This is a genomic window from Streptomyces sp. (assembly GCF_050698815.1).
In the GTDB taxonomy this organism is placed as follows: Bacteria; Actinomycetota; Actinomycetes; order Streptomycetales; family Streptomycetaceae; genus Streptomyces.
This window is the reverse complement of the sequence record NZ_JBOHCV010000340.1, coordinates 1-4,333: the sequence shown is the minus strand read 5'-3', so window position 1 is coordinate 4,333 and position 4,333 is coordinate 1. Positions and strand designations below refer to the sequence as shown.

Sequence of the window (4,333 nt, the reverse complement as noted above, 5' to 3'; positions counted from 1 at the left end):
GGGCGGCGCTGCGTACGCGCCTCGTGCGAACCCGCGAGCGCCGCCGCCGCGCCCTGCCCCATGGCCGCCGCCATGCCGTCGGACTCACCGGACGGCGGCTGCTGATACCGCTCCTGGTACTGGTCCTGCTGGTACCGGTCCTGCTGATATTGCGCCTGCTGATGCTGGGCCTGCTGCGCGTGCTGCTCGACGTACGACGCCGCCGCGCCGTATCCGGGCTCCGTCGTCTGCGTCGACTCCGGTCCGAACGGCATCGCCCACTGGCCCATGGCCCCGGGGTCGGTCGTCGGCACGGACGTCATGGGCGTGGTCCCCGCCCCGGGCCCCGCACCCGCGACGTCCGCCGGGTCCAGCGGCGGCGGCGTGTAGCCGCCCTGTCCGGTGCCGGGCGCGGCCAGCGGGCCGGCCCATGGGTCGGCGCCCGCTCCGGCAGGGGGCAGCCCGCCGGCGGGCAGCTGGACGAAACCGGTGGCGTCAGCGTCGTACTCGCCGCCCCAGCCGTCTTGCGGGTACGACACTTGCGGGGCCTCGCCGCCGTACCCGTATCCGTAGTCGTAGCCGTAGCGCCCGTGCGGATCGCCGTCGCTGTGGCTGTTGCCGTGAGGGTTGTCGCGGGGATGGTCGTTGCCGTTGCTCATGCGAGCGCCCTTCCGAGTCCTCGGCGGGCCAATGTCGCCACGGTACGCCGCAAATGGAGCGCCGCGGGCGGAAGTACGGGAGCCTCTCCGCCCTCCTCGGCGGGCGGCGGGTCGGGAATGCACGCCATCGCGACATAATCCCCGAAAGCGGACAGCGCCTCCGGGGCCAGACCGCGCTGCCCGTCCCAGTCGATCAGTGCGGCGATCCAGCGCTCCGCCTCCAGCGGGCGCAGGGGCATCGGCGCGACCGCGCCCACCGCGCAGCGCACTCCGCGGTGCATCGGGTCGAGTACGACGGCGACCGAGGCGAGGGCGCGCCCCGGGCCGGTGCGTCCGGTGGCCTTGAGGAAGGTCTGCGGCGCGTTCAGCAGCGGCACCCGGACATGGCCGACGACCTCGCTGGGGTGCAGCATCTCCACGTTCGCCAGCAGGTGGCTGACCGGAATCTCGCGCCGGCCGCCTTCCGGCCCGGCGATGATGAGGGTGGCCTCCAGCGCCGCCAGCACCGGCAGCGTGTCGCCGGCCGGGGCGGAACTGACGACGTTGCCGCCCAGCGTGCCCGCGTTGCGGATCTGGGGCGGTCCGGCGGCGCGCGCGGCGGCGGCGAGCGCCGGGATGAGTGCCGCGAAGTCCGGGCGTCCCATCCGGGCGTGGGTCAGTCCGGCGCCGAGCAGGGCATGACCGTCCAGGTACTGCCAGCCGCGGATCTCGCTGATCCGGCCGAGACCGACGAGCGCGGCGGGGCGCAGCTGACCGGAGTTGACGCCTGCCATCAGGTCCGTACCGCCTGCGACGGGTACGGCCGCGGGCACCGCGGAGAGCGCCGACACGGCCTCGTCGAGCGTGGTCGGCAGCATGACTGACGGCACAGCCTGTGGCGCATGGTGTTCATGCTGTGCTTGCGCGCTCAAATCCGACCGCCCCTTCCCCGGCCGTCCCGGCCGCCGTGCCCGTACGGTACGTGCTCACAGCCCGGACGTGGCAACTCTGGCACACATCGGCGGGCAGTCCGACCGGGGGCCCGGTAAGGGTGCATCCATGGGCTGACATCACTGTCGTCCTTGACAGGAACGAAGGTCCGTAATCCCCGACTCCGGGCGACACGCGACGAATAGGCACTCTTGGGGAGTCTTGGGCGGATGAGGGCTGCTGTGCGGACATTCGTGGTACGGCTCCGCCACTCCGCCCGCCACTGTGCCCGTCACTCTCTCACCTGGCCGGCGGCGGTCCCTCCAGCGGGCGGCCGGCGATGCCGGGGCGGCGCTGCCAGGGGTGCGGGCCCTGCGGGGGCCGGTAGTCCACGCCCAGCGCGGTCAGCCGCGCGTAGTGGCCCTCGGTCATCCGCCGCTCGAAGTCGTCGAAGTCCCGGCGGCCGGGGGGCGGCAGGGGCGACCACGCCACCTCGGCGAACGCGGCGAGACGGGGGAAGACCTGGTAGTCGACACGTTGTTGGTTCTCTGTGCACTCGGTCCACATGTTGGCCTGGGCGCCCAGCACGTACCGTTCGCGGTCGGTGCCCGCCAACTCCGGTGGCACCGGCTCGAAGTGGTAGACGTCGCGCAGCGTGCGTACGTACCCGATCGGCACCGGCTCATCGGGGCCGGCGTCCTGCCGGTGGTCCAGATACACCTGCTGCTCCGGGCACATCACCACATCGTGTCCGGCCCGCGCGGCGGCGATCCCGCCCGCGTAACCGCGCCAGGAGGAGACCACCGCCCCGTCCGCCAGGCCGCCCTCGAGGATCTCGTCCCAGCCGATGAGGCGGCGGCCGCGTTCCGCGAGCCAGCGGCCGAAGTGCCCCATGAACCACGCCTGCAGCTCCCCTACGGCTTCGCCCTGGGGAGACCCCAACTCGTCCGCCAGTCCCAGCTCCCGGACACGGGCCTGCGCGACGGCCGAGGCGCGCCACTGCTCCTTGGGGCACTCGTCGCCGCCGAGGTGCACGAAACGTGACGGGAAGAGGTCCAGCACCTCCTCCAGCACGCCCTCGTAGAAGCGAAGGACGGTGTCGGTGGGGGCGAGGACGTGGGGGCTGACGCCCCAGTCCGTCCACACCTCCAGTGATGCGGTGTCGACCACATCGGTGTTGCCCAGCTCCGGGTAAGCGGCGATGGCGGCCTGCGAGTGACCGGGGATGTCGATCTCGGGGACGACGGTGATGTGCCGCTCGGCGGCGTACGCGACGATCTCGCGCACGTCGTCCTGGGTGTACCGGCCGCCATGCGGCCGCTCGTCCCACAGGGGTGAGGCGCGGTGCCCCACGCGGGTACGGGCGCGGGTGCCGCCCACCTCGGTCAGCCGGGGGTGGCGGCGGATCTCCAGCCGCCAGCCCTGGTCGTCGGTGAGGTGCAGGTGCAGCACGTTGAGCTTGTGCGCGGCGAGCAGGTCGAGGACGCGCAGCACGCCGTCCTTGGGGGTGAAGTGCCGGGCCACGTCGAGCATGAAGCCGCGCCAGGGGAAGCGCGGGGCGTCCTCGACGCGCACCGCGGGCACGGACCGGCAGCGCTCGGCCGGCGCCGCGTACGCGCGCCGGTGGGCGTCGGGGCCGAGCAGCTGGCGCAGCGTCTGGGCGCCCCAGAAGACCCCGGCGGGTGCGCCGCCGGTGATGTCGATGCCGTCGGCATGTACGTCCAGTACGTAGCCCTCAGCACCGAGCCGGGCGGCGACCGCCTCGTCGGTGCGCAGCCGGACGGTGCCGCCCTCCCCCGCGCCGCCCTCGTCCGCGCCGCCGATGCCCAGTGCGCCACGCAGCCAGCGCGCGATCGCCTCGGTACCGGGATCCGCGTCCAGCGCCGTGCCGGCGTCCAGCACGAAGTCCGGGCCCGCGCCGGGCACTACGGAGCGGGGTGCGGGGATCAGATCCGTCAGCGGCACTCCGTACACCTTTCGTTCTGTGAGTTCTCCGTGCCCCTCGAACGGCCCCCCACACGACGCAGCGCGCCTCGCCCGCCCCTCGGAGGGGACGGGCGAAACGCGCTATGAGCCTTAGGCGGTGGGCTACGCGGCCAGGCACGCAGGAAGCCCGTCCAGCAGAGGGGGTCCGGCGTACCCGGAAGAGTTACTTCTTGCCGGCGTCCTTGCCGCCCTTGTCCTTGTCCTTGTCCCCGCCGGAGTTCATCGTCTCGAAGATCTCCTTGCACATGGGACAGACCGGGTACTTCTTGGGGTCGCGCCCGGGCACCCAGACCTTTCCGCACAGCGCGACGACGGGCGTACCCTCCATCGCGCTCGCCATGATCTTGTCCTTCTGGACGTAATGGGCGAATCGCTCGTGGTCACCGTCGCCGTGCGACGTCTGCGGGGTCGGTTCGACAAGCGTGCCGGTGCCCGTACCGCGCTCAGGCTCAAGAGTGCTCATGCGGACCAAGCCTAATTGAGTGAGGGATCGTCCGGATACGTGGCCACCATCGCCAGTTCACTGCGCTGACGCCGCAGGACGGAACGCCACAGCCGCTCCGGCACGGGCGAGGAGACGTCGCCGGGCTCCGACTCGACCACGTACCAGGCACCCTCCTCCAGCTCCTTCTCCAGCTGGCCGGGACCCCAGCCCGCGTAGCCGGCGAAGATGCGCAGCGAGCCCAGCTCGGCGGCGAGCAGCTCGGGCGGCGCCTCCAGGTCCACCAGGCCGATGGCGCCGTGCACGCGCCGCCAGCCCAGCGGGCCGTCCCGCTCGGGCTCTCGCGCGCTCCCGGCGC

The 4,333-nt window shown here is 72.7% G+C and carries 4 protein-coding genes and 1 pseudogene; all 5 read right to left on the bottom strand.

What is annotated here, in order from left to right; translation table 11 throughout:
• Nucleotides 1-638 (bottom strand): annotated as a pseudogene (locus ACRDP3_RS12530) (hypothetical protein); the annotation flags it as partial.
• The gene (locus ACRDP3_RS12525) at nt 635-1,495 is read right to left on the bottom strand and encodes an FAD binding domain-containing protein (RefSeq protein WP_431516981.1); all 861 of its coding nucleotides are present in this window, start codon (nt 1,493-1,495) and stop codon (nt 635-637) included. The pseudogene ACRDP3_RS12530 and the gene ACRDP3_RS12525, both read right to left, overlap by 4 nt.
• 352 nt (nt 1,496-1,847) lie before the next feature.
• Nucleotides 1,848-3,512 (bottom strand): beta-N-acetylhexosaminidase, encoded by a 1,665-nt coding sequence (locus ACRDP3_RS12520; RefSeq protein WP_431516980.1) that lies wholly within the window; start codon nt 3,510-3,512, stop codon nt 1,848-1,850.
• 184 nt (nt 3,513-3,696) lie between these two features.
• Entirely contained in the window at nt 3,697-3,996 is a 300-nt protein-coding gene (locus tag ACRDP3_RS12515) for a DUF3039 domain-containing protein (RefSeq protein WP_431516979.1), read from the bottom strand.
• A gap of 11 nt (nt 3,997-4,007) precedes the next feature.
• Nucleotides 4,008-4,333, bottom strand: a 326-nt coding sequence (locus ACRDP3_RS12510) for a YqgE/AlgH family protein (protein ID WP_431516978.1), incomplete at its 5' end; no start/stop codon positions are given.